This window comes from Rhizobium sp. BK619, from assembly GCF_014195245.1.
GTDB lineage: Bacteria > Pseudomonadota > Alphaproteobacteria > Rhizobiales > Rhizobiaceae > Rhizobium > Rhizobium acidisoli.
Genome location: NZ_JACIBH010000014.1, coordinates 235,720 through 261,264, shown reverse-complemented (window position 1 = coordinate 261,264; position 25,545 = coordinate 235,720). Strand labels below are relative to the sequence as shown.

Below are 25,545 nucleotides of genomic sequence, written 5' to 3'. Positions count from 1 at the left end.
CTGTGGACCACGACGGGCACTAAGCTCGCCACCGCCACCTTCGCCGGCACCACCGGCAGCGGCTGGCAGACGGTCAACTTCACAACACCGGTCACCATCGCCGCCAATACCAACTATATCGCGTCTTATCACACGACCGGCGCTTACGTGGCGACTGACGCCTTCTTCGCCAGTGCCGTCACCAACGGTCCTTTGACGGCCCAATCAAGCGCGGTCGCCGGCGGCAACGGTGTCTATGCGTATGGCGGATCCGCCACCACAGGTCTCTTCCCGACCAACTCCTACGATTCTGCGAATTACTATGCCGACGTGGTCTTCCGCCCGCAGCTCGCCGGATGAAGCAAAGGCTATGGACCGGTTTTCGAATGAGGCTGATACGACGCACATGCTGGCCACGGCGAAGGGCGCTCCGACCGACCGCCCTCAAGGAATGCCGATGAACAGGATCGAGCGGCTGCCGGTAACCGTGCTGGCCGGTTTCCTCGGCGCCGGCAAGACGACGCTCCTCAGCCACGTCCTGAATAACCGTCAGGGCCTGCGGGTCGCCGTCATCGTCAACGATATGAGCGAAGTGAACATAGACGCCAGTCTCATTCGAGACGGCGGCTGCAACCTGTCGCATACGACGGAGACATTGATAGAACTCAGCAACGGCTGCATATGCTGCACCCTGCGCAACGACCTCCTGACGGAAGTACGACGGCTGGCCGAAGAGCAGCGATACGACTATCTGTTGATCGAAGGTACCGGCATTGCCGAGCCACGCCCCATTGCGGCAACCTTTTCCTTCCGCGACGAGAACGGCGTGTCGCTCGCCGATTTCGCCAGGCTCGACACAATGGTCACCGTGGTCGACGCTGCAAACCTGTTGGCAGACTACAGCAGTACCGATCTGCTTGCCGACCGCGGCCTGCAGCGCGACGGTGAGGACCGGCGCACACTCATCGACCTGCTGGTGGATCAGATCGAGTTTGCCGATGTCGTCGTCATCAACAAGATCTCGGACGCGACCGAAGAGGTCCGCGCAGAGGTGAGTAAGATCGTGACGTCTCTCAACCCGGATGCACTCCAGGTGGAGACGGATTTCGGCAAGATTTCTCTTTCAACCGTCCTCGATACAGCCCTCTTCGATGAAGCAAAGGCGGCTGCGCATCCCCTGTGGCACAAGGAATTGTACAGCCCGGATGAGCATGTTCCGGAAACGGAGGAATACGGGGTTTCGAGCTTTGTCTATCGCACCAGGCGCCCCTTCGATCCCACGCGGTTTCGGGCATTCCTGGACGAGCCCTGGCCGGGAGTGCTGCGCGCCAAGGGCCATTTCTGGCTTGCCACGCGCCCGCGTCATGTGGGGCTGATGTCGGCTGCCGGGATCCAGCGGCGCTGCGAACCCATGGGGCTCTGGTGGGCAGCCGTGCCCCGGCAGGACTGGCCGAGCCATCAGCAGTTTCGTCAGCATCTCGAGAGCCGGTGGGATAGCGCTTGGGGCGACCGTCGGCAGGAATTGGTTTTTATCGGCGTTGATATGGACGAGAAGGGTGTGCGGGCCGCGCTGGACGGATGCCTCGCCAGCGCCGATCCGCGCGACTGGGCTACCCTCGAAGATCCGTTTCCGGCCTGGTAGCACGCGGCTCAGGACGACTCTCGCGTTAACCGGCTGGGCCAGCCGGACCGAACCAGAATTCCTTTTCAACCGGGGGCAGCCACTTGGCAGAAGCCGTCGGGAACTTTGGGACCTTGTCGGCCGGTATGCGGCGAGGGTCATCATATTGGCGTAGGATATACCTCCCTCATACCCCGGATTGCTGTCGTACGTTCCCTTCGCAAAGGTGCCAGAATGAACGTCTTGCTACAGCGGTCGAAGGGCCGGCCGATGCGGAAGGGGACGCCGCTGATGCGGAGAATTCATGTCAGTAATCGTGAGTATCTGAGTACATTTGGTGGAGCGTTGAGTGTCTTTCGTGCATCCTCTGCCTGGAGCGCAGTTCTTGCCTCCGCGACGGTCGTGTCGTCGAGGAGTACCGATGGCGCTCCGAACTTTGCCGATCAGGGCAGCGCAACCGTCCAATCCTCCTTCACCGGCACGGTTACATCTGCCCTGATATCATCCGGCAACATGCAATCGTCTCCGGCATCGTCGACGGCGATGCCGGCCCCTGCGGCCGATGGCGGCGCGCAGGACACGCCCATGAAGACGGCGTCGGCTGCGAAGGTCTTCCAAACGCCGTCCTCGACGTCTGAGCGCACCGTGCTTGGCCCGGATCCGGCCGAGGAGGCTGCGACACTGCCTGCCGCCCCCGCCCTTACCGGTGTTACCAGCGATGCCGATACCGGCAGCGCGAAAACGGCGGCGCCGACCAGCGTCGGCACGGCTTCGTTGCGCCTTCAGGCCTCGATAGCATCGATCTCGGTGGAGCCGAGCCAGGACGTTTCTGCTGAGACAGCCGCGGCCCCGACGGCATTGGCGGCGCCGGCGGCTTCAGCGGCTGCGGCGACGCCCAACAAGATCGCGCTCGAAAACCTGAAACAGGGCAACCCGATCAGCGAGTGGGGTCTGGAGGGCGACGGCGGCGGCACCATCCAGGGCTTTGCCACCGAAATCAGCACCAATATCGGCCAGACCGTCGATTTCAAGATCGCCACCGATTCCACCCATTACCGCATCGATATCTACCGCATGGGCTATTACGGCGGCGACGGCGCCCGCAAGGTCGACTCGATCGAGCAGCAGCTGACCACGGCGCAGATCCAGCCGCATCCGATCGTCGACATGTCGCTCGGCCTCATCGATTGCGGCAACTGGTCTGTTTCTGCCAGCTGGCAGATTCCGACGGAAGCGGTCTCCGGCGTCTACTTCGCCAAGCTGGTGCGCGAGGATGGCACCGAGGATGCCAGCATCATCCCCTTCGTCGTGCGCGACGATGCCTCGACCAGCGATATCGTCTTCCAGACGTCGGACACGACCTGGCAGGCCTATAATGCCTGGGGCGGCGCCAGCCTCTACTACGGCGAAGTACCCGTCGATCCGGCCGCCATGATCGGCTACCTGCCGCCGAACTGCAGCTGCGGCTTGACCGCCATCGGCCGCGCCTCGGCGGTCAGTTATAACCGCCCGATCATCACCAATACGAGCCCGATCGGCGGCTCGCACGATTACGTCTTCGGCGTCGAATCCTCCGCCATCTCCTGGCTGGAGCAGAACGGCTACGATGTTTCCTATATATCCGGCGTCGATGCGGCGCGCAGCGGCACGCTGCTTCTCAACCACGATGCCTATCTCTCCGTCGGGCATGACGAATACTGGTCGGCCGAACAGCGCGCCAATGTCGAGGCGGCCCGCGATGCCGGTGTCAACCTCGCCTTCTGGAGCGGCAACGAGTGCTACTGGAAGGTCCGCTGGGAAAGCAGCATCGACGGCAGCGGCCAGGCCTACCGCACCATGGTCTGCTACAAGGAGACCTGGGGCACGAGCACCGATCCGAGCAATGTCGGCACCGGCACCTGGCGCGATCCGCGTTATGCCGACGCCGGTCAGGAGCCGGAAAATTCGCTGACCGGCACGATGTTCCAAGTGGACAGCTACCGCCAGGATACGATCTCCATCCCCTACGACTATTCCAACCTGCGCTTCTGGCGCAACACCGATGTCGCCGAGCTGCAGGAGGGCGATACCTACAATCTGGTGCAGAACCTGCTCGGCTATGAATGGGATTCTGATGTCGAGAACGGCTTCCGCCCGGATGGGCTGATCAACCTGTCGCTCTCCTCCATCGCCGTGAGCACCTATCTGCGCGATTACGGCACGACGGTCGGCGACGCGGTGGCGACCCATAGCCTGACCATGTACCGGGCGGAAAGCGGCGCGCTGGTCTTTGGCGCCGGCACCGTCTTCTGGTCCTGGGGCCTGAGTGACAACCACCAGGGCCCGGCCACGTCGACCGATCGCAACGTGCAGCAGGCGATGGTCAACATGTTTGCGGACATGGGCATCCAGCCGACGACGCTCGATGCAAGCCTGATCCTGGCGACCCAGTCGACCGATACGCTGAAGCCGACCTCGACGATCAGCTCGCCGATCGTCGGTGCAAGCTTCCTCGAAGGCCAGCATGTGACGATATCAGGCACGGCGCAGGATTTCGGCGGCGGCATCATTGCCGGCGTGGAAGTCTCCACCGATGGCGGCCAGCACTGGTTCAAGGCCACCGGCCGCGAGAGCTGGAGCTATAACTGGGTCGTGCAGGCGAGCGGCACCTATACGATCCTGTCGCGCGCCGTCGACGACAGCGTCAACGTGGAGGCGCCATCGGCCGGCAAGCAGGTCACCGTCACCCTGCCAAGCACGCAGGGCCTCTGGACTTTGGCGGACAAGCCTGCTGTCGAAATGGCGATCGATCCCAATTCCGTCGAGCTCGGCCTGCGTTTCCAGGCGACGACGGCAGGCTCTGTGGAAGGCATCCGCTTCTACAAGGGCTTCCATGATATCGGCAACCATGCCGTCAGCCTCTGGAGCGCCGACGGAACGCTGCTGGCAACGGGTGTCTCGGTCGGCGAGTCGCTCTCCGGCTGGCAGACGGTGATGTTTTCCAGTCCGATCCAGATTGCGGCCGGCACGACCTATGTCGCCTCCTATCACACCGACGGTTTCTATTCCGCCACCAACAATTATTTCGCCAGCACCTATGCCAGCGGCGCGCTGAAGGCCGTCGACGGCGGCGGTGTCTACGCCTATGGCGACGATGCCGGCACATTCCCGGGCCAGAGCCCCGGCACCGGCACCAACTACTGGGTCGACGTGGTCTTCGATGCCGGGCCCAACAGCGCGCCGGTTACGACCGACGATACCGGTCTGACCATCACCCGCAACGACAGCGTCACCATCTCGATCGCCTCACTTGTCGGAAACGATACGGACGCCAATGGCGATGCGATGACGATTTCGGCCGTCGGCAATGCCGTCAACGGCACGGTAACGCTCAACAAGCAGAACGGCACCGTCGTCTTCACGCCGACCAACAATTATTCGGGGCCTGCAAGCTTCACCTATACGCTGTCGGACGGGCGCGGCGGCACGGATCAGGGCAACGTCAGCTTCACCGTGAACCCGGGCCCCGCGGGGGAAACGCTGTTTACATCAAGCGAAGGGCCAACGGGCGCAAGCTTCAACGAAGGTCAGTCGCTGGAACTCGGGATGAGGTTCGTCGCTTCCACCAGCGGCATGATTTCCGGCATCCGCTACTACAAGGTGGTTGGCGATACCGGCGCCCATACCGGCTCCCTCTGGTCGGCCGACGGCACGTTGGTCGCGACCGTCACCTTCGCCGACAGCGGATCGGTGAGCGGCTGGCAGACAGCGACATTCACCAATCCGGTGCATATCTCGGCCGGCACGACCTATGTCGCCTCCTACCACACGACAGGCTCCTATGTGGCGACATCGGACTATTTCACCTCAGCCCATACCAACGGCTCGCTGACGGCGCTTGCCGGCAGCAACGGCGTCTTTGCCGAGGGCACCGGTTTCCCGACCTCCAGCTACCAGTCGTCGAACTACTGGGTCGATGTCGTCTACAATCAGACAAGCAACGTGCTGCCCGTCGCCGCCAATGACAATGGCTACACGACTTATTCCGACACGGCGCTGTCGATTGCCGCAGCCAGCCTGCTTGCAAACGACACCGATGCCGATGGCGATCCGCTCAGCATCACCGGCGTCAATGGTGCGGTCAACGGAACGGTGACCTTCAACAGCCAGACCAAATCAGTCACTTTCACCCCGACGGCGGGTTATGCGGGTGCGGCAAGCTTCTCCTATTCGATCTCGGATGGGTTTGGCGGAACAGCCTCGGCGACGGTCAGCCTCACTGTCGGCACGCCGCCCGGCGGAGGCACGACGTCGAGCCTGTTTACCGGCGCAGATACGTCGGGGGTCGCCGCCGCCAATGACCCCAACTCGGTCGAACTCGGCGTCAAGTTCATCGCTTCGGCCAGCGGTCAGATCACCGGGCTCACCTATTACAGGAGCGCCCAGGATACCGGCGCGCATGTCGGCTCGCTCTGGACGGCGGGCGGCCAGCTTCTGGCCCAGGCGACCTTCATCAACGAGACGGCGAGCGGCTGGCAGACGGTTTCCTTCACACAGCCGATCAATGTGACAGGCGGCAGCACCTATGTGGCGAGCTATCATTCGAACGGCTTCTATTCGGCAACGGCGAACTACTTCACGACGGACCACACGAACGGTGCGCTGACGGCGCCGTCGAGTACGACGAGCGGCGGCAACGGCCTTTATGCCTATGGCTCGGGCAGCCTGTTTCCGACGGCTTCCTACAATGCGAGCAATTATTGGGTCGACGTGGTCTATCAGCAGGGCGGCGCGCAGAATGCGGTTCCGGTCGCCGCCAATGACAGCGGCTTTACGACCAATACCGGCACGCCGATCACTATCCAGGCTTCGGCACTCCTAGCAAACGATAGTGATGGCGATGGCGATCCGCTGACGATCACTGGCGTCAGCGCCGCGGTCAACGGCTCGGTCGCCTGGAACGCCCAAGCCCAGACGGTGACCTTCACGCCGACGGCAGGATATTCGGGATCGGCAAGCTTCAGCTACACGATCTCGGACGGCAAGGGCGGCACGGCCTCGGCTCAGGTGGCGCTTACCATCAGCAACGGGGCCGCCGGTCCGGAACAGAATCTTTTTGCCGCCAACGCGACGCCCTCGGTCGTCTCGGTCAACGACAACCAGCAGGTCAATCTCGGCATGAAATTCCAGGCCGACACGTCAGGCTGGATCACCGGCATCCGCTTTTATAAGGGTGCCGATAATACCGGCTCGCATAACGGCTATCTCTGGACCGCCTCGGGCACGCTGCTCGGCAGCGTCACATTCAACAACGAGACGGCCAGCGGCTGGCAGACTGCGCAGCTCACCCAGCAGATCGCTATCCAGGCGGATACGACCTACGTCGTCTCCTACTCGACCAACGGCAATTATTCGGCGACCGGCAATTACTTTGCCAGCGACGTGATGAACGGCGATCTCAAGGCGCTCGGCGGCAGCAACGGCGTCTATGCTTATGGGGCGGGCGGGTTGTTCCCTACAGCCAGCTATAACAGCACGAACTACTATGTGGATGTGGCCTTCAAACCACAGCTCGCGGCGTAAACCCGCGAGGATGCAAGGCCAGGCATGCTGTAAAGAGTGAGAGTTTCGATGATGGGTGCAGACAACAGATTGCCAGTAACGGTTCTCGCCGGGTTTCTCGGCGCCGGCAAGACGACTGTCCTCAATCATGTCCTGAGCAATCGGGAGGGCCGCCGGGTTGCCGTCATCGTCAATGACATGAGCGAGGTCAACATCGATGCGGAGCTCGTGCGCGAGGGGGGAGCAGATCTCTCGCGCACCGACGAGACGCTGGTAGAGCTCACCAACGGCTGCATCTGCTGCACGCTGCGCGACGATCTCCTGAGCGAAGTTCGCCGGCTCGCAGCCGCCGGCCGTTTCGACTATCTGCTGATCGAGGGCACAGGCATTGCCGAACCGCTTCCGGTCGCCGCCACCTTCTCTTTCCGCGACGAGAGCGGGGCGGCCCTCTGCGACGTGGCGCGTCTCGACACGATGGTCTGCGTCGTCGATGCGGTCAATCTCCTCACCGACTACCAGAGCGCCGATTTCCTTGCCGATCGCGGCGAAAGACGTGACGGGCATGATGAGCGCAAGCTCGTGGAACTGCTCGTCGAGCAGATCGAATTTTCCGATGTCGTCATCATCAACAAGGCAGGCGACGTGCCGTGCGCCGACCTTGCCGAGGTTCGCCGGGTCGTCGCGGCGCTCAATCCGGGTGCTCAGGTCGTCGAGGCGGTCTTCGGCCAGGTGCCGCTTGGCGCGATCCTGGATACCGGCCTCTTCAGCGAGGCGAAGGCTGCCCGCCATCCGCTCTGGCACAAGGAACTCTTCGGCTGGGGCGATCATGTGCCGGAGACCGAAGAATACGGCATAAGAAGTTTCGTTTATCGCAGCCGCCGGCCCTTCCATCCCCTGAGGCTCAAGGATTTCCTCGACCGGAAATGGGCGGGCCTCATCCGCGCAAAGGGTCATTTCTGGCTGGCGACGAGGCCGGATGAGATCGGCCTTCTATCGATTGCCGGCACCCAGTGCCGCATCGAGACCAGGGGCTACTGGTGGGCCTCGGTGCCGCGGGTACAATGGCCGCGCTTTCCGCAGTTCCGCCAGCTCATCGACCGGCATTGGGACGATGTCTGGGGAGACCGCCGCCAGGAGCTCGTCTTCATCGGTTCCGGCTTCGACGAGGAAGCGATCCGCGCCGCTCTCGGTTATTGCCTGATCGGAGAGGAGACGGGTTTCGATCCGCAGACCGCCGTCGGCATTCGCGATCCGTTTCCGGCCTGGCAGCACGGCCATATCCCTGCGCATTCAAATAGTTAGATTGTCATTAGGAACGTAAAGCGCCTTAAGTGAAGACGTATTGATTATCAACGGAGGAGAGAACAATGAGCAACGAACTTTACGCAGACGGCATCGGCGAAATCACCATTACGGGAACGATCGTGCGCATCGACCTGATGTCGCTTTCGGCAACCGATCGTGACGACAACAACAACCCGAAGCCGGTCTTCCGCCAGCGCATCATCATGCCTGTCGATGCTTTCGCCAATGCGGTCGATCTGATGCAGAAGGCGCTCGGCGGCTTGGTCGAGGCGGGTGCGGTCCGTCGTATCGGCGATATGTCAGCGGCGGCGGCGGCCGATATCCAGCAGGCCGGCGCGTCGAACGCTTCGCCGAACTTCAACTGACAGAACGAATATTGACTCGGTCTCGTATTGTTTCGGGTGGGCCATGAGTGGTTTTCTGCATACCAACCTGCACTGTCTGGCGCTCGTCGCGCGTCATCATGGCGTCGATCTTGCGCCGGAGCGATTGCAGCATGACTATGCCGTCGGCAACGATCCCGTTGCCGTGCGGCAGCTGCTGCGCATGGCCAAGGATGCCGGCCTCAGGGCCCGGCATCTGACGCTCGACTGGCGATCGCTGTTTCAACTCGGCGAGGCCTTTCCGGCGCTGGCGGAACTGACGAACGGCAACTGGGTGGTCATCGCCGGCGCTGTCGGGAGCGGTGAGGATGAGAGAATTCGCGTTCTCGATCCGCTGGCGTCGCGTGCCGAAGTGATGATGCTCAGCGAAGAGCAATTCGCCAAGGCCTGGCTCGGATCGGTCGTTCTGCTGAAGCGCAATTATCGCATGTCCGATGAGGACCGGCCCTTCGGCTTCCGCTGGTTCGTCCCCGAAATCATTAAGCAGCGCAGCTTCTTCCGCGATGTCGCGCTCGCAGCCATCGTGCTTTACGGCCTTGGACTGACGACGCCGATTTTCTTTCAGCTCGTCATCGACAAGGTGCTGGTGCATCAGAGCTATGCGACGCTGACGGTTTTGACGGCGGGCATTGCGATCGCACTCGTCTTCGATGCGACCTTCACCTTCCTGCGGCGCTATCTGCTGCTCTACGCGACGAACAGGATCGATATCCGCGTCGCGACACGCACCTTCGGCCATCTGCTGAACCTGCCGATCGCGCTCTTCGAGCAGGCTTCGGCCGGCGTTCTCGTCAAGCACATGCAGCAGACGGGGCGCATCCGTGAATTCCTGACCGGGCGGCTGTTCCTCACACTTCTGGACGGCGTTTCCCTGCTTGTCTTCGTGCCGATCCTGCTTCTCTACAGCGTCAAGCTGACGCTGGTGGTGCTGGGTTTTGCAGCGCTTGTCGGGCTGGTGGTGATGATGCTCGTCGGGCCGTTCCAGCGCCGGTTGCAGGCGCTTTACCAGGCGGAAGGCGACCGCCAGGCCTTGCTGGTGGAAACCGTGCACGGCATGCGCACCGTCAAATCGCTGGCGCTGGAGCCGCGCCAGCGCAAGGTGTGGGACGACTATTCGGCGCAGTCGATTTCCGTGCGGTTCCGGGTCGACAAGATCTCGACCATCGCCCAGGCGATGACCGGGCTGCTGGAGAAGCTGATGAGTGTCGCGATCATCGGCCTCGGCGCGCTCGACGTCTTCAGCGGCGCGATGACCATCGGCGCGCTTGTCGCCTTCAACATGCTCGCCGGCCGGGTCTCCGGCCCGCTCGTCCAGATCGTCACCATGGCGCATGAATATCAGGAAGTGGCGCTCTCCGTGCGCATGCTCGGCGAGATCATGAACCAGCGGCCGGAGCAGGCAGGCCGCGGGCGTGGTGTGCGGCCGCATCTGCAGGGCCGCATCGAATTCGACAGGGTCTCCTTCCGCTACTCCCCGGACAGTGCGCCGGCGCTCGACAATGTCTCCTTCGCCGTTCCGGCGGGCTGCGTCTTCGGCGTGGTCGGCAAGAGCGGCTCGGGCAAGACGACGATCACCAGGCTCATCCAGGGGCTCTATCAGAGCCAGGAAGGACTGGTGCGCATGGACGGCTATGACAGCCGCGAGATCGACCTCGTGCACTTAAGAACCAGCATCGGCGTCGTGCTGCAGGATAATTTCCTGTTTCGCGGCTCGGTTCGCGAGAATATCGCCGCCGCCAAGCCCGATGCCAGTATCGAGGAGATCATGGAGGTCGCCCGCATCGCCGGCGCCGAAGAGTTCATCGAGCGCCTGCCGCGCGGCTTCGACACGATGCTGGAGGAAAATGGCTCCAACCTCTCCGGTGGCCAGAAGCAGCGGTTGGCCATCGCTCGCGCGCTGATCACCGATCCGAAGCTGTTGATTTTCGACGAGGCGACGAGCGCGCTCGACCCCGACAGCGAGGCGATCATCCGCGAGAATCTGAGCCGCATCGCCGCCGGCCGCACCGTTATCATCGTCTCGCACCGGCTTTCGACGCTCGTCGATGCCGATGCCATTCTCGTCGTCGACCGGGGCAAGGTCGCCGACATCGGCCGGCACGATCAGCTTGTATCGCGCTGCATGACCTATCGCCACCTGTGGGCCCAGCAAATGAGGCAGGTCGCATGAACGCGCACGCCAGAAAACCCAGCGAAAACCTGCCGGTCCCTTCAGACAAGGGCCCCTCGGACAAGGCCCCGCCAGAGAAGGGAAGGGCACTGACGGCCCGCCCGCCGCTGCCGCCGGCAATTGCCGAATTCCAGTCCGATGCCGTCGAGCTCGAGGAGCGCGCGCCGCCGCGGGTGGCGCGCATGACGCTCTACTGCGTGACGGCGCTGCTTGCCGCGGCGATCACCTGGGCCTCGGTCTCCTCGATCGACGAGGTGGTGATTGCGCCCGGCAAGCTCGTCACCACCCAGCCGACCATCGTCGTCCAACCGCTCGAAACCTCGATCATCCGCACGATCGAGGTGAAGGCCGGCGAGGTCGTGCATACCGGTCAGACGCTCGCGACCCTCGACGCAACCTTCAGCCAGGCCGATGTCGACCAGCAGCAGGCGAAATCCTCCGCTCTCGACGCCCAGGTGAGACGCATCGAGGCCGAGCTTGCCGGCGACGACTATACAAAGATGGCGGGAGATACGCCCGACCAGATTCTGCAGGCGCAGCTCTTTGGCCAGCGACGGGCCTTCTACGTGGCGCAGCTGCAGAATTTCGATCAGCAGATCGCCGGCCAATCGGCCGCTCTCGTGGCGAGCAAGAACCAGGAGGCGGTTCTCAATGACAGGCGTGATGGGCTCTCGCAGATCGAAGCCGCCCGGGAGAGGCTCTATGACAACCAGAGCGGTTCGCTGATCACGCTGCTCGGCTCGCGCGACGCCCGCCTCGACGTCGAATCCGATCTGACTGCCGTCCGCGGTCGGGCCGACGAGGCCGCCCACTCCTATGCCAAGCTCCGAGCCGACCGCCAGGCCTTCATCGAGGATTTCCGCCGCGCCGCAATGGAGCAATTGGTGGAGCTGCGCGGCCAGCGTGACATGGCCGACGAGGAACTGAAAAAGATGAAGCTGCGCCGCAACATGGTGGCGCTGACCGCACCTGCCGACGCCATCGTGCTCGATCTGGCGCAACGATCGGTCGGTTCGGTGGTGCGGGAGGCAGAGCCGGTGGTCACACTCGTGCCCATCAACGTGCCGCTCGAAGCCGAAGTCTCGATCAACACCCGCGATATCGGCCGGGTGGCCGTCGGCAAGGACGCGCGTGTCAAGCTCGACGCCTATCCTTTCCAGAAATACGGCACCGCCACGGGCGAGGTGAGAACCATCAGCCAGGACACGTTCGTCACCGGCCAACAGGAGCAGACCGCCACTCCCAGCCAGCCCGCAGCGCCCTTCTTCAAGGCCCGAATCCTGCTTGCCGATACAAGGCTGAACGCCGCAGATGTGCCGGTGCGGCTGCTTCCCGGCATGACCGTGTCCACGGAAATCAAGGTCGGCAAGCGCACGGTGATCTCCTATTTCCTGTATCCGTTGCTGCGGGGGCTGGATAACGCGATACGCGAACCGTAGGGGACTAGTCCGCCCTGTACGCGATCCCGAGTGTGAGAAGATCCATGGGCTTGGTCACGATGCTGGAACAGCGCAGTTGTCGTGACGTTGTCCGATGTTGTCCTGAGGCCGCCATTGCGCTCGTCCCATCAATTTTGAGGGGTGAGCGCCGTCCGCCGAGCTGGCTGCTTGACGCTCCACACAGGTGACCTCACATTCCAAGTGTCGAAGGTGAGTCGGACAGACTGTACCGTTTTACACATGCGTTGCTCAGCAGGGGCATTGGCTGACGCGCCGACCGATAGCGGCTGGTCGCAAACGGGATCGAGGTTGATTGGGTTCAAACTCGCATCCGCTCCGATTTTGCTTGTGAGGTCGCCGTGGATAAAATGTTATCAGCAGTCGATCCTCCTCCCGACATCCCCCATCGGCGCTGGAACTCCCGATTGCGGAGCCGCCGCCGCTGGCTGCTTTGGTCGATGCTTTTGATATCCGGTTCGCTTTTTGCAGGCATGGTTGTCTTTTACCGTGGCCTCCACCACCTCAACGATCCGGTCGGGCTCTCTGACGATCGCGCTCTCGACACTGCTGTCCGATCGGCGCCTGTAGCCGTCGGCCCCGATACGGCGGCTCCTTCTCCCCCGCCGATGTCTATATCGCTGCCGCTGATCGAGGTGCCGAAGCCGGAATGGGCAAGTCAGTTTCTGCGGATGTGGCGCGTTTCGGGGCCGAATATTTGCGGTGCTCTTCGAGAGGCCGGCATCGAGATGAGCGACTGGAAAGCCGCATCGATGCGCAATCGCAGTTATGAATGTTATTTTCAGCGCATCTATGAACGGGACGAGGTGCGTCCCCTCAGTTCCACCTTCGTCAAGGTTCGTGGAAATGAAATCGGCGATATCGTCGATATCCGCGCCAAGATCATTGGGCCGGCGACAGATGCGAAGGGGCATCTCGCCCCAGCCGTCCTGCGCATTTTCGAGATCATCGTGAAGCAGGCGTGCTGGCGCGATTTCGAGGATACTCTTGCATCGATCCAAAACCTTCGAGATGTCGAATACGAGCGATTCGGCGCCTATCTCAGCTTCACGCGCGAAGCCGGCAGCGGAAATAACTATAATTTTGTCCTTGGTCTAAAGGCGACGTCAGATTCGCAGGTGAGGACGAAGACATATTTTTCCACAGAGCGCTGGCTAGCCACAACAGATCCGCGGCCGATGGACAGCTTGGGCACGTCCATGTCGGCCGGTTGCGCGCAATGACGGCGGGGCGATATCTGCAACATGCACTTGGAGCCAGCGCTTATCGGGACATCTCTGGTGCCCGCCCGGCATCCAGAGGGAGATAACCGGCTGAGGGGCCTTTGTCTCGCGGGTCTTTTCACGTAGAAATGACGCGATATGTATGGATTCGGCAACCAGACGGGATCCGATATGGACGAGATCGCTGAACAGCTTCTGCAGCTCTCCGCGAACACCTCGACGCTCATGGCGGTCTATGACTCTAGCGACCGGCTGCGCTACGCCAACCTGGCGTTCCGTTCGGCGTATTTCATCGAGCGGGACGAGACCCCGCTTTGGCCGGATCTCATGCGACGCAATTTCGAACGCGGCCAGGGCACTGTCATTCACGCAAAAAATTTCGACGAGTGGCTGCGATCGACGCAGTCTCGCCGGGGGAAAATCGGCTATCGGGCGTTCGAAACCGACCTGATGGACGGCCGCTGGCTCTGGATGACCGAGGCTGTCCAGAAAAACGGCTGGATGCTGTGTGTTGCGAGCGATATCACGACCCTGCGTGCAGAGGAGCGAAGTGTCCGGCAGGACCGCGACTTTGCGGTCAAGGCTTCGCAGACCGATGAGCTGACCGGGGTTGCAAACAGGCGGTTCGTCATGGCGCGCATAGAGGACATGCTCGTTGCCGCCAAAGACGGTAGCGAGGGATGTCTTGCCGTGCTCGATATCGACAACTTCAAGCACATCAACGACAGGCTTGGCCATCACGCCGGTGATCTCGTGCTGAAGGACTTTGCGCAACGAATCCACCAGCATGTGCGGCGCAGCGACTGTTTCGGGCGCGTCGGAGGAGAAGAGTTTGTTTTGGCGATGCCGGGCACGGCTTTGGAGGACGCCGTCGAGATCATCGAAAACATGTTGACGATGATCCGCTTTTCCCGCCCGCTGACGGAATCCCCCGATTTTGCCTATACCTGTTCGGCAGGTGTTGCAGCCTCCCTCAGAGAGGATACCGCGGCTGAACTCTATAGACGCGCCGATCAAGCACTATACGCCGCCAAACTCGGCGGCCGCGATCGGGTCCGCGCCGCTTGAAACTGTCGCTGCATCCGAGCAGCCGGCCCGTGCGGTCGGGAGAAGAAGCTGGCAACCTCGCCGTCCGCATTCGACCCGCGCCCGATGCCGGCAAAGAACCTCGACATGTCCGGCGGTCGATCTGATAGAGCGGCGGCATCATCAGCCGCAAAGACAAGCTCCTGGCCCACGCGTCAATCTCTGATGTGCCCGAGGCAACCGATCCAATTGGCCGCGCTGTTGCATCTTGCAATTCCGGTCTATGCGGGTTAGATGTGGTTACGTAACCACAAATTTTGGAGGCTCGTCATGACCGTCACCACGCTTTCAGGACGAGAACTCAATCAGGACCTTGGCCGCGCAAAGCGAGCCACCAAAGACGGGCCTGTCATCATCACCGACAGGGGACGGCCTGCGCATGTCCTTTTGTCGTTCGACGAGTACAAGCGGCTTACCGGCAAAATGCGGACGCTTGGTGACATGCTGGCAGCGCCGGGGGCGGAAGACGTTGACTTGCCGCTCCCGCAGCGCACGGAACGTGCCCGGCCGGTCGATCTGTCCTGATGCTGTTGCTCGATACCAATGTCGTGTCCGAACTGCGCAAGGTCGCGAGCGACAAGGCTGATCCCAATGTCGTGGTCTGGAATGAAACCGCCGATCCGGCCGAGACCTTCATTTCATCTGTCGTCCTGCATGAACTGGAGATTGGCGTTCGGTTGGTGGAGCATAATGATACAGCCGCCGGGAAGGTGCTGCGCAAATGGCTGGAAAATACCGTTCTCACTGCGTTTTCCGGCCGCATCCTGCCTCTGGACGAGGCGGCGGCAGTTCAGGCGGCGAAATGGCATGTGCCCAATCCCAAACCGATCAATGACGCCTATATCGCGGCGACAGCCTTCACCCGCCGTATGACGCTGGTCACGCGCAATATCAGAGATTTCGAGGGCATGGGCATTGCACTCGTGAATCCGTGGGATCCCCCGGCATAGCATGGACGAACCCACAGCCAATCTCGACTATGACAACCAGATTCGCCTGCTCGAGCATACCCGGGTGCTGGCGGAGCGGGGTCTTGCCATTGTGCTTTCCACCCAAGTCCCGGCCACGCCTTGTAGGTCGCCGATCGCGTTGCGCTGCTGAAGGACGGCTGTCTAATTGCGCTTGGACCGACCGATATCGTTCTGACAGCTGAGGCGCTCAGGGACATCTATGCCATCGAGGTGACGATCGGGCGGATAGAAGGAAGCCCTTTGCGGGTCTGCGCCCCGGCTGTTCTAGCCACGCCGAGGAGGACGCCGCATGGTGCGTGAAAACGAAATCCGAAAAACGAAGTTGCGGTGGAGGCGCCGGCGGCCGGGGATGCGGGGCTGGTCTTCATCGGTCGAATTCGAACGCCCTGGACGTCGCGCATGGAAACGCCGCGGCAGGGACGCCATGACGGCCCGGTCTGCACGATCGAGATCTTCGAGCCGTGGGTGGCTGCCTTGCGCGGTGTCGACAAGTGCGAACGGTTGGAAGTTCTCTATTGGCTCGATCGTTCGCGTCGCGATCTGGTGTTGCAGAGCCCGGCATCCGACGGCGATGTACACGGCACATTTTCGTTGCGATCGCCCGTTCGGCCCAATCCGATCGGCACGTCGATCGTTGTTTTGGAAAGAGTGGAGAACGCCTGTCTGTTGGTGCGAGGGCTCGATTGCCTTGATGGAACGCCGCTCCTCGACATCAAGCCCGATCGCACCATGTTCAAGCTGATCGCGCCGCCGCAGGCCGGAGACTTTCAGGTTGGAAGCGAAACGGCGCATTTTTGTAAAAAGGGATAGCCGCCGAAGCTCCCGAACAGTCGTTGAGGAACCATCATGTACGCCACGAAGAACATAGAGCAGGGTGACAAGCGCAGCTTCTATCGCGAACTCGCAGACCAGCTTCAGGGGCTTCTGCAAGGCGAACGCGATGCCGTCGCCAATGCCGCAAACCTCTCGGCGCTTGTCTTCGAACTCGTTGCCGATCTGAACTGGGCGGGCTTCTATTTCCTGAGATCCGAAAACGAGCTGGTCCTCGGCCCGTTCCAGGGCAGGGTTGCTTGTGTGCGCATTGCCGTCGGCAAGGGCGTCTGCGGAACAGCGGTTGCGGAAGCGCGCTCCGTGCTGGTTCCGGATGTACACGAATTTCCCGGGCACATCGCCTGTGACGCCGCTTCCCGATCGGAGCTGGTGATCCCGCTGGTCAAGGACGGCGGAATTGTCGGGGTGCTCGATCTCGACAGCCCCACGCCTCATCGTTTCGATGCCGAGGATCAGGCCGGGTTCGAGGCGCTCGCAGCAATCTATGTCGCAGCGAGCGCTCTCTAACTCCGGCCCGCCTTGCAGGCGGGTTGCCCGATCGCCTTTGAGCCGGGAGCAATCTCGATGCCGAGCGATGTCGCCAGCAATCAGAAGCGCTCGACCTTCATGCAAACACCGCCTTTCCGATTACGGGCGTCGAAGGCACGGCCATGTCGCGTGGCTCCAGCATGCCGGCGCCGAACGCCTGCCTGCCGGCATCGATTGCTTTGGCAAAGGCTTCCGCCATTGCGGCCGGGTCGCCGGCGCCGGCAACCGCGGTGTTCAGCAGTACGGCATCGAAACCGAGCTCCATGACGATAGCCGCATGCGAAGGCCGGCCGATGCCGGCATCGACGATCAGCGGCACATCGGGAAAATGCGCCCGCATCGATCGAAGGGCTGAAAGATTTTGTGGTCCCGCCGCAGATCCGATCGGCGCGCACCAGGGCATCAGCACCTGGCATCCGGCGTCGATGAGACGCTCGGCGACGACCGGATCGTCCGTCGTATAAGGAAAGACCTGAAAGCCTTCGCCGGTCAGGATGCGGGCTGCTTCCACGAGCGCGAAGACATCCGGCTGCAGCGTGTCGTGATTGCCGATCACCTCCAGCTTGATCCAATCGGTGCGAAACACTTCGCGGGCCATCTTCGCCGTCAGCACCGCCTCGGACACGCCATGGCAGCCGGCCGTGTTGGGAAGAACGTGAACGCCGAGCGCACGGATCATGTCGAAGAAAGCGCCGCCGTTACGCCCGCCGGCCATTTCGCGGCGCAGCGACACGGTGACGATCTCGGTTTTGGAGCGCGTGATGGCTTCGGTCAGGATCGCCGGCGAGGGATAACGCGCTGTTCCAAGGAGAAGGCGTGAGGCGATCTGGCTTCCGTAAAGATCAAGCATGCTCAGCCTCCCTGCATCGGGGTCAGGATTTCGATCCTGTCATTGTCGGTCAGCATATGCTCGTCGCGATCCTCGCGATGAACCAGTTCGCCGTTGACGGCGGTCGCCAGCCAGTCGCCCTCGTAATCGAGTGCGGCCAGAAGCTGCGAAAGCGTGGTGGCGGCGATTGTCTGGGCCTCGCCATTGATGATCAGCTGCATCGGTGTTCCTTTCTTCGGCTATTTGGAAAAAACGAGATCGGCGGCCTCGGCCGCCATGGTTGGCGCCAGCAGAAAACCGTGGCGATAAAGACCGTTGAAAACGACGACCTTCCCCTCCCGCACGACGCGCGGAAGATTGTCGGGCAGGGCAGGGCGGATGCCCGCGCCGGTTTCGACGACGGCGGCATCGGCAAAGGCCGGGTGCAGCGCATAGGCCGTGTTCAGCAGTTCCATCAGCGAACGTGCGGTGATCGGGCCGTCGGCATCGGTTTCGATCATCGTCGCGCCGACCATGAAAAACCCGTTGCCGCGGGGGACGATATAGACGGGAAAACGCGGATGCAGCAGGCGGACGGGTCGGGCGAGGCTGACCTCATCGGTATGGAGATAGAGCATTTCGCCCCGCACGCCGCGCAGATCGCGCTCTTGCCCGATGCGGGCAGCACCTGTGCAGTCGACAATATCGGAGAAATCGTCTTCGCTCGGATCCGTGTCGGTAAAGGTGATGCCGTTTGCCGACAGTTGTTCTTTCAATCCGCGCAACGCCTGACGCGGGTCCAGATGCGCTTCGCGTGGGAAGAACAGGCCGTGCCTGAAACGGGTGGCGAGCATGGGCTCGAGGGCGGCGATATCATCCTCTTCCACCCATTCGTAACCGGTCGTGCGGCTGGCAAACCGCTTCAGCTCGCCATGGTCGCGCGTCGAGGCAACGACCAGCGTGCCGTTGCGGACGACGCTGCCCGGCAGGATCGCTTCCCAGCGGTCGGCGGCATCGAGACCACGCGTCAGCACCGCCTCATCGGCACTTTCCCGCTCGCACCAGGGCGCCAGCATGCCGCCGGCGAGCCAGGAGGCGGCATGAGCGAAGTCCGGATGAGGATCGAAGACCGTCACATCGGCACCACGGGCATGCAATTCGCGGGCGACGGTGAGGCCGGCGACGCCGGCCCCTTTCACAAGCACGCGCATGTCATTCCGCCCCGTTGGCGTGGGTATCGATCGGCATATAGAGATCGCCGCCCTCACGGTATTTCGCCGCCATCGCATCCAGCCCTTCCTTTTGCACTTCGGCGCGGATGTCGTGCGATATGCGCATCGAGCAGAATTTCGGGCCGCACATCGAACAGAAATGCGCCACCTTGTGCGCTTCCTTCGGCAGGGTCTCGTCATGGAAGCTGCGGGCGGTGTCGGGGTCGAGCGACAGGTTGAACTGGTCTTCCCAACGGAATTCGAAGCGCGCCCGCGACAGGGCGTCGTCGCGCAGGCGGGCGGCCGGGTGCCCCTTGGCAAGGTCGGCGGCATGGGCGGCGATCTTGTAGGTGATGACGCCGGTCTTGACGTCGTTGCGATCGGGCAGGCCAAGATGTTCTTTCGGGGTGACGTAGCAGAGCATGGCCGTGCCGAACCAGCCGATCATCGCCGCGCCGATGCCGGAGGTGATGTGATCGTAGCCCGGCGCGATATCCGTCGTCAGCGGTCCGAGCGTGTAGAAGGGCGCCTCGCCGCAGACGGCGAGCTGCTTGTCCATGTTTTCCTTGATCTTATGCATCGGCACATGGCCAGGTCCCTCGATCATCACCTGGCAATCCCTGGCCCAGGCGATTTTCGTCAACTCGCCCAGCGTTTCGAGTTCGGCAAATTGCGCCGCATCATTGGCATCGGCGATCGAGCCGGGGCGAAGGCCGTCGCCGAGCGAGAAGGAGACGTCATAGGCCCGGCAGATATCGCAGATTTCCTCGAAATGCTCGTAGAGGAAGCTTTCGCGGTGATGATGCAGACACCACTTGGCCATGATCGAACCGCCGCGCGAGACGATGCCGGTGACGCGATTGACGGTGAGCGGGATGTAATGCAGCCGGACACCGGCATGGATGGTGAAATAGTCGATGCCCTGTTCGGCCTGCTCGATCAGCGTATCGCGATAGATCTCCCAGGTGAGGTCTTCGGCGATGCCGCCAACCTTTTCCAGCGCCTGGTAGAGCGGCACCGTGCCGATCGGCAGCGGCGAATTGCGGATGATCCATTCGCGGATATTGTGGATGTTGCGGCCGGTCGACAGATCCATCACCGTATCGGCGCCCCAGCGGGCAGCCCAGACCATCTTCTCGACTTCCTCAGCCATCGATGAGGTGACGGCGGAGTTGCCGATATTGGCGTTGATCTTCACCAGAAAGTTCCGGCCGATGATCATCGGTTCGCTTTCGGGATGGTTGATGTTGGCCGGGATGATCGCCCGGCCGGCGGCGACCTCCCGGCGGACGAATTCCGGCGTCACGTGATCGGGAATATCGGCGCCGAAGCTCTCGCCGTCACGCACCAGGGCTTCGGCCTTCGCCTTGCGGCCGAGATTCTCGCGAATGGCCACAAACTCCATCTCCGGCGTGATGACGCCGGCCCGTGCATAGGCGAGCTGGGTGACGGCTTTGCCGTCCTTGGCGCGCAGCGGCCTGCGCCGCCCCGGAAATTCCGGCGTCAGCCGGTCGCCGCTGACAAAGCCGTTATCTTCGGGGCGGACATGGCGGCCGTCATAGGCTTCGACGTCGCCGTGGGCCAGCACCCAGTCGCGGCGCAGTGGGAAAAGGCCCTGCTCGATGCGGATCTCCGCACCTTCGATCGTGTAAGGGCCGGAGGAATCATAGACGATGACAGGCGGTTCGCCGGCGGTCGGATGGACGCTGATTTCGCGCATCGGCACGCGGATATCGCCATGGATATCTCCCGGAATGTGGATCTTCCGCGATGCCGGCAGCGGGCCGGTGGTGACGGTCGGGGTGAGATTCTCTACGGCAATGGTCATGGTTTGAGGCTCCAAGTTGTAAGTTGGAGACCCAGTCAATCAGCCGGAATGATGGAAAGACGCCGGCACGGATTCCACGCGTGAATCCGCAGCCTTCGAGCGCTTGCACCGTCCCTACGCCAGTATGAACTGGATCAGGTTCAACGGGTCACTGCGCCACAACAGGCTAAGCCTTATTGTCCAGCAGTATCTCAGCCCCTTGCGGGACTCCCCTGGTGAATGCCGACAGTCGTAAAGCGCGGTCGCTGGTTGTGTCAAGCTTACAGCTTTGTCGTTTCCGTAGATCGTCTGTCTCGAGCCTGTTGCGTTACCGATCGAACTGCGGCAAATGTCAACTCACTCAACGTCAGGTGGATTTATGTCGTTTCGGATTGAACGTCTTACGCTAGAACATCTCCATGGCGCCGCCAGTGTGCTGGTCAGTGCCTATTCGGGACCTCCGTGGAACGAGAACTGGTCGCTTGAAGCGGCGTTTGAAAATGTAAACACCGTGCTTGAAACGCCGAAATCCATTGCGCTTGCGGCCTTTGACGAAGGCAAGGTACTGGGGATCGCGCTGGGCATACGACAGCGCCGCCATGCCGGTCCGGTCGTTTATCTTGATGAGCTGTCGGTGCTGCCCGAAGCCCAAGGCGCGGGAATAGGGACCGCGCTGCTATCAGCAGTTTTCGAAACAGCAAAGGCCGAGGGATGCAACAGCGTCTGGTTGGTCTCGCAGCGAGAAGGTGCGTTGTCGACATTTTATCAGCGCTGCGGGTTCGCCATCGGCAGCAACCTCGGCCTCTACTCCAAATCGAGTGCGTAGCGGTTAGGGCTGTATTGGTTTGCCATAGCTTGAGGGCAAGCGGAAGAATTCGAGCCTCGTCAGCTGGCGTCGGGTCGATCGGCGCGGGACCCCGCACCTCGTGTGTGTCAAGCCTCACCTGCTGCTGGGAACTCCATAGCCCCCCCCTGTCGGAGTGATGATCGTGATTGCCTCTCCGTCGCGAAGTCGCGTCTGTGCGCACCCCGGAAGGATTTCGATTTGTCGGTCGAGGCGGCGAATACGGTTTTCGCCTGTTTCTCCCGCTTCCCCGCCAGCGAGCCCAAACGGCCTCACGATACGATGGCCGGACAGGATCGCGCAGTCCATCGCGCGCCGAAAACGGATCGTGCGGCTGGTGCCGTCTCCCCCATTCCAGCGACCTCTGCCCCCCGAACCTCCACGTATGTGGAAATCCTCAAGCACGACGGGAAAGCGCAATTCGAGGATTTCCGGATCGGTTAGGCGTGAATTCGTCATGTGGGAATGGACACCGGCAGCGCCGGCAAAACCTTCGCCCGCCGGCGCGCCCGAGCAAAGCGTTTCGTAATACTGGTGCGCCTCATCACCGAAGGTCAGATTGTTCATCGTGCCTTGCGACGAGGACAACATCCCGAGCGCGCCGAAGAGACAATTGGTGACGGCCTGGCTCACCTCGACGTTTCCAGCGACGACCGCTGCAGGGCGGCGGGGAGCAAGCATCGACCCTTCAGGGACGATGATTCTGATTGGCCGCAAGCAGCCAGCATTCATCGGGATACGGTCTTCCACCAGAACACGGAAGACATAAAGGACTGCCGCACGCGTGATCGGTTCGGGCGCATTGAAATTGTCCGGCTGCTGCCCCGATGTCCCGGTAAAGTCAACAGTAGCCTCGCGTTTTACACGATCGATGCTGACGCGGACCTTTATCGCGCATCCTTGGTCCATCGGATAGGTGAACTCGGCATCATCGAGACGGGCGATCAACCGGCGGACGCTTTCCGCAGCATTGTCCTGCACATATCCCATATAGGCCTCCACGACATCGAGGCCGAATTCCGCCACCATCTTTCGCAATTCGTCGGCACCCTTCTGATTGGCGGCGATCTGGGCCCTGAGGTCCGCGACGTTCTGATCGGGATTGCGAACAGGGTAGGGTGCTTTCGTCAGCAATTGGGTCAGTTCCGTCTCCCGAAACCGGCCCTGGTCGACGAGCTTGAAATTGTCGATATAAACGCCCTCCTCGTCGATGGTCCGGGCGTTCGGCGACATTGATCCCGGAGCGGTGCCACCAATATCGGCGTGATGGCCACGGGATGCGACCCAGAACAGGATGTTCTGCACCGCGTGGTCGAAGATCGGAGTGCAGACGGTGATATCGGGCAGGTGCGTGCCACCATTATAGGGCGCGTTGATGGCAAAGACGTCTCCAGGGTGGATGATCGGGTTGCCCGCGATGATCGCTTCCACCGACCGGTCCATCGATCCGAGATGTACGGGAACGTGAGGCGCATTGGCGACAAGCGCGCCATGGCGATCGAAGACCGCACAGGAGAAGTCGAGGCGCTCCTTGATGTTGACGGAGGAGGCCGTGTTCTGCAGCGTGAAGCCCATCTGCTCCGCAATCGACATGAAGAGGTTGTTGAATATCTCAAGCATGACCGGATCGGCGCCAGTCCCGAGAGCAGCCGACCGCAATTTGGCGGCTCTGCGTTCGAGTACGATGTGGTCCCGCGCTGTCAGCGTGGCCGTCCATCCGTTCTCGACGGTAATGGTCTGATTGGGTTCGATCAACAGGGCCGGACCGGTGATCCTCTGACCAGAGGAAAGCTTCTCACGCCGATAGATGGGGGCGTCGTGCCATTCCCCCTCGGAAAAGAACCGTGTTTGGGCTAAGGGCTGTGGATCGATAGCGTGTGCGACCGGGTCTGCCAACAACTCGACGTGCCGTCCGCCTCCGACTGCCTCGGTGACGAGCGTTTCGACGATCAGCGGCTTGTTGTGGTCGACAAATCCGAAGCGAGATTCATGCGCGGCATCGAATCTCCTTTTCAGGGTATCGCCGTTGAAGTCGCTGATGGTGATCTCGCCTTTTTCTGCTTCGATGCGGGCAGCACTGATTTCCAGCGCAGCGTCGGCACCGGCATAGCGGATAAGGAGCCGCAGATTGACGGCGATTTCCTTGGCGTCGACCCCTTGTTCGCCGACCTCCCGGATTGCTTCCTCGGACAAGGGCTGAGCAGCCGCAGCGATTGCGTCAATGTTGTCCGCAGACAGAGGGAGATCGAGTGAGACCTGGCGCATGGCGCGGATTTCGGCAAGCCCCATGCCGTAGGCGGAAAGCAGGCCGGAAAAGGGGTGGACAAGCACCTTGGTCATGCCGAGCGCATCGGCGACCATGCATGCGTGCTGGCCGCTGGCCCCACCAAACGCATTCAACGCATAACCGCTGACATCATATCCGCGCGCGATGGAGATCTTCTTCACGGCTTCTGCCATGTTCGCGACGGTGATCTTGAGGAACCCGTCGGCCACTTCCTCGCCGCTGCGCCCATCGCCGATTTCCGCGGCGAGTTCATCGAAGGCAGCCTTGACCGCGGGATAGTCCAGGGGTTGATCCTGGTTTTCGCCGAAGATCGCCGGGAACATGTCAGGAATGAGTTTGCCGACCATGATATTGGCATCCGTGACGGCAAGCGGGCCGCCTTTGCGATAGCCTTTCGGTCCAGGGTTGGCGCCGGCGGATTCAGGGCCGACGCGGAAACGCGCACCGTCGTAGCGCAGAAGCGAGCCGCCGCCGGCAGCGACGGTATGGATCTGCATCATCGGTGCACGCATCCGCACGCCGGCGACCTGGGTTTCGAACGTCCGCTCATATTCTCCAGCGAAATGCGCAACGTCCGTCGAAGTGCCCCCCATGTCGAAGCCGATCACTTTTGCGAAACCGGCCTCCGCGCCGGTCTGGGCTAGCGCGACCACGCCACCGGCAGGTCCCGACAGAATGGCGTCCTTGCCCTGGAACAGACTGGCGGCGGTCAATCCGCCGGCGGATGTCATGAAGATCAACCGGGCTCCAGTTCGCTCGAGATCCAGTTCTTCAGCCACCTGCGCCACATAGCGGCGAAGGATCGGCGACAGATAGGCGTCGACGACCGTCGTGTCTCCGCGACCGACGAATTTGACCAGCGGCGAAACCTCATGACTGACCGAAATCTGCGAAAAATCCATTCCGCGGGCGATCGCGGCAATTGCCCGCTCGTGGGCAGGGTAGCGATAGGCATGCATCAAGACGATAGCGAGGGATTTGAACCCGCGGGCGATGATCTCTTCGAGGGCTTTGCGGACTTCCGTTTCGTTCAACTCCTTCTCGACCTCGCCGTCGGCGAGAACCCGCTCGTCGATTTCGGCGACGAAGCCATAGAGAAGGTCGGGTTTGACGATATGTTTGGCGAAAATATCGGGTCGCGCCTGATAGCCGATCTCCAACGCGTCGCGGAAGCCGCGAGTGGTCATGAGAGCCGTTGGCTCTCCTTTGCGCTCCAGCAGGGCATTGGTCGCAACCGTGGTTCCCATGCGGACCTCGCCGATTGCACCAACTGGTATCGGGTCATTGGCATCGAGCTTCATCAAAGCTCTGATGCCGGCAACAGCTGCGTCCCGGTAGGCACTCGGATTTTCGGAAAGCATCTTGCGGGCGTGCAACTGGCCTGCGGGATCGCGTCCGATGACATCGGTAAACGTGCCGCCGCGATCGATCCAGAAATCCCAATGTGATTGACTCATGACTCATCCATCCGCGCGAAATGCACGGTCCTTGTT

Annotated in this window: 19 protein-coding genes, 1 pseudogene and 1 riboswitch; of the genes and pseudogenes, 15 read left to right on the top strand and 5 right to left on the bottom strand. The window is 61.8% G+C overall.

Annotated elements, in window-relative coordinates; translation table 11 throughout:
- The 14 genes and pseudogenes from FHX14_RS26135 to FHX14_RS26070 form a co-directional block, all read left to right on the top strand.
- Nucleotides 1-339, top strand: a 339-nt coding sequence (locus FHX14_RS26135) for a DUF4082 domain-containing protein (protein ID WP_184379687.1), incomplete at its 5' end; no start/stop codon positions are given.
- 97 nt (nt 340-436) lie between these two features.
- On the top strand, nt 437-1,621 hold the full coding sequence (locus FHX14_RS26130) for a GTP-binding protein (protein WP_003595511.1): 1,185 nt from the start codon (nt 437-439) through the stop codon (nt 1,619-1,621).
- Nucleotides 1,622-1,834: 213 nt separating this feature from the next.
- On the top strand, nt 1,835-7,162 hold the full coding sequence (locus FHX14_RS26125) for a DUF4082 domain-containing protein (protein WP_184379685.1): 5,328 nt from the start codon (nt 1,835-1,837) through the stop codon (nt 7,160-7,162).
- Nucleotides 7,163-7,210: 48 nt separating this feature from the next.
- Nucleotides 7,211-8,443 carry a GTP-binding protein gene (locus tag FHX14_RS26120; protein WP_054184343.1) on the top strand — a complete coding sequence of 411 codons (1,233 nt, stop codon included), beginning with the start codon at nt 7,211-7,213 and terminating at the stop codon, nt 8,441-8,443.
- A gap of 65 nt (nt 8,444-8,508) precedes the next feature.
- Nucleotides 8,509-8,811, top strand: a complete 303-nt coding sequence (locus FHX14_RS26115; protein WP_003595516.1) for a hypothetical protein — start codon at nt 8,509-8,511, stop codon at nt 8,809-8,811.
- Nucleotides 8,812-8,854: 43 nt separating this feature from the next.
- The gene (locus tag FHX14_RS26110; RefSeq protein WP_003595517.1) at nt 8,855-10,999 is read left to right on the top strand and encodes a peptidase domain-containing ABC transporter; all 2,145 of its coding nucleotides are present in this window, start codon (nt 8,855-8,857) and stop codon (nt 10,997-10,999) included.
- Nucleotides 10,996-12,438: an HlyD family type I secretion periplasmic adaptor subunit gene (locus FHX14_RS26105; protein ID WP_184379683.1), complete on the top strand. Its 1,443-nt coding sequence runs from the start codon at nt 10,996-10,998 to the stop codon at nt 12,436-12,438. The genes FHX14_RS26110 and FHX14_RS26105 overlap by 4 nt, the downstream gene beginning before the upstream one ends.
- A 458-nt stretch (nt 12,439-12,896) precedes the next feature.
- Nucleotides 12,897-13,679 carry a DUF6030 family protein gene (locus FHX14_RS26100; protein ID WP_037074469.1) on the top strand — a complete coding sequence of 261 codons (783 nt, stop codon included), beginning with the start codon at nt 12,897-12,899 and terminating at the stop codon, nt 13,677-13,679.
- A 171-nt stretch (nt 13,680-13,850) separates the two neighbouring features.
- A complete protein-coding gene (locus tag FHX14_RS26095; protein ID WP_003595523.1) occupies nt 13,851-14,747 on the top strand; it encodes a GGDEF domain-containing protein in 897 nt (298 codons plus the stop codon).
- A 288-nt stretch (nt 14,748-15,035) separates the two neighbouring features.
- The gene (locus tag FHX14_RS26090; protein WP_003595524.1) at nt 15,036-15,290 is read left to right on the top strand and encodes a type II toxin-antitoxin system Phd/YefM family antitoxin; all 255 of its coding nucleotides are present in this window, start codon (nt 15,036-15,038) and stop codon (nt 15,288-15,290) included.
- A complete protein-coding gene (locus FHX14_RS26085) occupies nt 15,290-15,715 on the top strand; it encodes a type II toxin-antitoxin system VapC family toxin (RefSeq protein ID WP_003595526.1) in 426 nt (141 codons plus the stop codon). Before FHX14_RS26090 ends, FHX14_RS26085 begins: the two co-directional genes overlap by 1 nt.
- Nucleotide 15,716: 1 nt before the next feature.
- The gene (locus tag FHX14_RS26080; RefSeq protein WP_184379681.1) at nt 15,717-15,866 is read left to right on the top strand and encodes a hypothetical protein; all 150 of its coding nucleotides are present in this window, start codon (nt 15,717-15,719) and stop codon (nt 15,864-15,866) included.
- A 159-nt stretch (nt 15,867-16,025) separates the two neighbouring features.
- Nucleotides 16,026-16,546, top strand: a pseudogene (tsaA, locus tag FHX14_RS26075) (tRNA (N6-threonylcarbamoyladenosine(37)-N6)-methyltransferase TrmO).
- 36 nt (nt 16,547-16,582) lie between these two features.
- Nucleotides 16,583-17,074 carry a GAF domain-containing protein gene (locus tag FHX14_RS26070; RefSeq protein ID WP_184379679.1) on the top strand — a complete coding sequence of 164 codons (492 nt, stop codon included), beginning with the start codon at nt 16,583-16,585 and terminating at the stop codon, nt 17,072-17,074.
- Between the two features lie 97 nt (nt 17,075-17,171).
- Here the strand turns inward: FHX14_RS26070 and FHX14_RS26065 are convergent, their stop codons facing one another.
- From FHX14_RS26065 to thiC, 4 genes are read right to left on the bottom strand one after another with little or no spacing between them, the layout of a single operon-like run.
- Complete coding sequence (locus FHX14_RS26065; protein WP_184379677.1) at nt 17,172-17,945, bottom strand: thiazole synthase; 774 nt, start codon at nt 17,943-17,945, stop codon at nt 17,172-17,174.
- 2 nt (nt 17,946-17,947) lie between these two features.
- Nucleotides 17,948-18,145, bottom strand: a complete 198-nt coding sequence (gene thiS / locus FHX14_RS26060) for a sulfur carrier protein ThiS (protein ID WP_012560021.1) — start codon at nt 18,143-18,145, stop codon at nt 17,948-17,950.
- Between the two features lie 18 nt (nt 18,146-18,163).
- Nucleotides 18,164-19,114 (bottom strand): glycine oxidase ThiO, encoded by a 951-nt coding sequence (thiO, locus tag FHX14_RS26055; protein WP_184379675.1) that lies wholly within the window; start codon nt 19,112-19,114, stop codon nt 18,164-18,166.
- A gap of 1 nt (nt 19,115) precedes the next feature.
- Complete coding sequence (gene thiC / locus FHX14_RS26050) at nt 19,116-20,942, bottom strand: phosphomethylpyrimidine synthase ThiC (RefSeq protein ID WP_184379672.1); 1,827 nt, start codon at nt 20,940-20,942, stop codon at nt 19,116-19,118.
- Between the two features lie 93 nt (nt 20,943-21,035).
- Nucleotides 21,036-21,166, bottom strand: a riboswitch (TPP riboswitch).
- Nucleotides 21,167-21,300: 134 nt separating this feature from the next.
- On the opposite strand from thiC, the gene FHX14_RS26045 reads away from it, so the two are divergent.
- Nucleotides 21,301-21,747 carry a GNAT family N-acetyltransferase gene (locus FHX14_RS26045; RefSeq protein ID WP_184379670.1) on the top strand — a complete coding sequence of 149 codons (447 nt, stop codon included), beginning with the start codon at nt 21,301-21,303 and terminating at the stop codon, nt 21,745-21,747.
- Between the two features lie 114 nt (nt 21,748-21,861).
- On the opposite strand, the gene FHX14_RS26040 is transcribed toward FHX14_RS26045, so the two are convergent.
- A complete protein-coding gene (locus tag FHX14_RS26040; protein WP_184379668.1) occupies nt 21,862-25,509 on the bottom strand; it encodes a hydantoinase B/oxoprolinase family protein in 3,648 nt (1,215 codons plus the stop codon).
- Nucleotides 25,510-25,545: the final 36 nt, after the last annotated feature.

Bases quoted from the DNA above. Each gene is read 5' to 3' on its own strand.
- FHX14_RS26120 (WP_054184343.1), top strand. From the start codon at position 7,211: ATGATGGGTGCAGACAACAGATTGCCAGTAACGGTTCTCGCCGGGTTT.
- FHX14_RS26125 (WP_184379685.1), top strand. From the start codon at position 1,835: ATGAACGTCTTGCTACAGCGGTCGAAGGGCCGGCCGATGCGGAAGGGG.
- FHX14_RS26070 (WP_184379679.1), top strand. From the start codon at position 16,583: ATGTACGCCACGAAGAACATAGAGCAGGGTGACAAGCGCAGCTTCTAT.
- FHX14_RS26095 (WP_003595523.1), top strand. From the start codon at position 13,851: ATGGACGAGATCGCTGAACAGCTTCTGCAGCTCTCCGCGAACACCTCG.
- FHX14_RS26085 (WP_003595526.1), top strand. From the start codon at position 15,290: ATGCTGTTGCTCGATACCAATGTCGTGTCCGAACTGCGCAAGGTCGCG.
- FHX14_RS26115 (WP_003595516.1), top strand. From the start codon at position 8,509: ATGAGCAACGAACTTTACGCAGACGGCATCGGCGAAATCACCATTACG.
- FHX14_RS26110 (WP_003595517.1), top strand. From the start codon at position 8,855: ATGAGTGGTTTTCTGCATACCAACCTGCACTGTCTGGCGCTCGTCGCG.
- FHX14_RS26100 (WP_037074469.1), top strand. From the start codon at position 12,897: ATGCTTTTGATATCCGGTTCGCTTTTTGCAGGCATGGTTGTCTTTTAC.
- FHX14_RS26105 (WP_184379683.1), top strand. From the start codon at position 10,996: ATGAACGCGCACGCCAGAAAACCCAGCGAAAACCTGCCGGTCCCTTCA.
- FHX14_RS26090 (WP_003595524.1), top strand. From the start codon at position 15,036: ATGACCGTCACCACGCTTTCAGGACGAGAACTCAATCAGGACCTTGGC.
- thiC (WP_184379672.1), bottom strand. From the start codon at position 20,942: ATGACCATTGCCGTAGAGAATCTCACCCCGACCGTCACCACCGGCCCG.
- FHX14_RS26040 (WP_184379668.1), bottom strand. From the start codon at position 25,509: ATGAGTCAATCACATTGGGATTTCTGGATCGATCGCGGCGGCACGTTT.
- FHX14_RS26045 (WP_184379670.1), top strand. From the start codon at position 21,301: ATGTCGTTTCGGATTGAACGTCTTACGCTAGAACATCTCCATGGCGCC.
- FHX14_RS26080 (WP_184379681.1), top strand. From the start codon at position 15,717: ATGGACGAACCCACAGCCAATCTCGACTATGACAACCAGATTCGCCTG.
- thiO (WP_184379675.1), bottom strand. From the start codon at position 19,114: ATGCGCGTGCTTGTGAAAGGGGCCGGCGTCGCCGGCCTCACCGTCGCC.
- FHX14_RS26065 (WP_184379677.1), bottom strand. From the start codon at position 17,945: ATGCTTGATCTTTACGGAAGCCAGATCGCCTCACGCCTTCTCCTTGGA.
- FHX14_RS26130 (WP_003595511.1), top strand. From the start codon at position 437: ATGAACAGGATCGAGCGGCTGCCGGTAACCGTGCTGGCCGGTTTCCTC.
- thiS (WP_012560021.1), bottom strand. From the start codon at position 18,145: ATGCAGCTGATCATCAATGGCGAGGCCCAGACAATCGCCGCCACCACG.